Source organism: Streptomyces sparsus, from assembly GCF_054776295.1.
Genome location: NZ_BAAHCA010001047.1, coordinates 1 through 1,552, shown reverse-complemented (window position 1 = coordinate 1,552; position 1,552 = coordinate 1). Strand labels below are relative to the sequence as shown.

1 protein-coding gene is annotated in these 1,552 nt (G+C 73.6%); it reads right to left on the bottom strand.

Annotated elements, in window-relative coordinates:
- On the bottom strand, positions 1–1,411 hold a 1,411-nt coding region (gene glmU / locus ACYVE9_RS26185; RefSeq protein ID WP_461030372.1), incomplete at its 3' end, for a bifunctional UDP-N-acetylglucosamine diphosphorylase/glucosamine-1-phosphate N-acetyltransferase GlmU.
- Positions 1,412–1,552: the final 141 nt, after the last annotated feature.

Below are 1,552 nucleotides of genomic sequence, written 5' to 3'. Positions count from 1 at the left end.
GGGCGGCGGCGCTGCCCGGCCGCTTGCGGGCCACCCAGCCCTCGATGTTGCGCTGCTGGCCGCGGGCCACGGCCAGCGAGCCGGGCGGCACGTCCCGGGTGATGACGGAGCCGGCGGCCGTGTAGGCGCCGTCCCCGATCGTGACGGGCGCCACGAACATGTTGTCCGAGCCGGTCTTGCAGTGCGCACCGATCGTGGTGTGGTGCTTGGTCTCGCCGTCGTAGTTCACGAACACGCTGGCCGCGCCGATGTTGGTGTAGTCGCCGATCGTGGCGTCCCCCACGTAGGACAGGTGCGGCACCTTCGCGCCCTCGCCGATCCGGGCGTTCTTCATCTCGACGTACGTGCCCGCCTTGGAGCGCGGGCCCAGCTCCGTGCCCGGCCGCAGGTAGGCGAACGGGCCGACCGTCGCGCCGTCACCGATCCGTGCCGACACCGCGACCGTGTTGCTGACGTGCGCCCCCGCACCCACCGAGGTGTCGGTGAGCCGGGTGTTCGGGCCCACCTCGCACCCGGATGAGAGATGCGTCGCACCCAGCAGCTGCGTGCCGGGCAGCACCACGGCGTCCGGCTCGACCGTCACCGTCACGTCCAGCCACGTCGACGCCGGGTCCACCACCGTCACTCCGGCGAGCATCGCCCGCTCGACGAGGCGCTGGTTGAGCAGCCGCCTCGCCTCGGCGAGCTGCACCCGGTTGTTGATGCCGAGGATCTCCCGGTGGTCCGCGGCGACCGCCGCCCCCACCCGGTGGCCGGCCGTGCGCAGGATGCCCAGCACGTCCGTCAGGTACTCCTCACCCTGGCTGTTGTCGGTGCGCACCTCACCCAGCGCGTCCGCCAGCAGCTCGCCGTCGAACGCGAACACCCCGGAGTTGATCTCCCGTACCGCGCGCTGCTCGTCGGTGGCGTCCTTGTGCTCGACGATCGCGGTCACCGCGCCGTCCTCGCCCCGGATGATCCGGCCGTAGCCGGTCGCGTCCGGCACCTCGGCCGACAGGACCGTCACCGCGTTGCCGTCGGCGGCGTGCACGTCGGCCAGCGCCTGGAGCGTGGCGCCCGTCAGCAGCGGGGTGTCGCCGCAGGTCACCAGGACCGTGCCGGACAGCCGCACCCCGTCCGCGCGCAGCGCCTCCAGGCCCATGCGCACCGCGTGGCCGGTGCCGTTCTGCTCGGCCTGCACCGCGGTCCGCGCGGACGCGTCCACCTCGGCCAGATGCCCCGCGACCTGCTCCCGGGCGTGCCCGACGACCACCACCAGGTGCTCGGGCCCCACCTCGCGGGAGGCGGCGACCACATGGCCGACCAGTGTCCGCCCGCAGATGTCGTGCAGGACCTTCGGTGTCGACGACTTCATGCGGGTGCCCTCACCCGCTGCGAGAACGACGACGGCTGCCGGGCGATTGGCGCTCACGGGTGTGCCCTTCGGCTTCGGGTGGATGTCACCGGCAGGATACCGGGCCGATACCGCTATTCCCGAGGTCCCCCCGCCCCCTCCGGCACGTCGTCCGGCCCCGCGCCGCCCGCACCGCCGGCCCGCGCGGGCTGTGCGGCG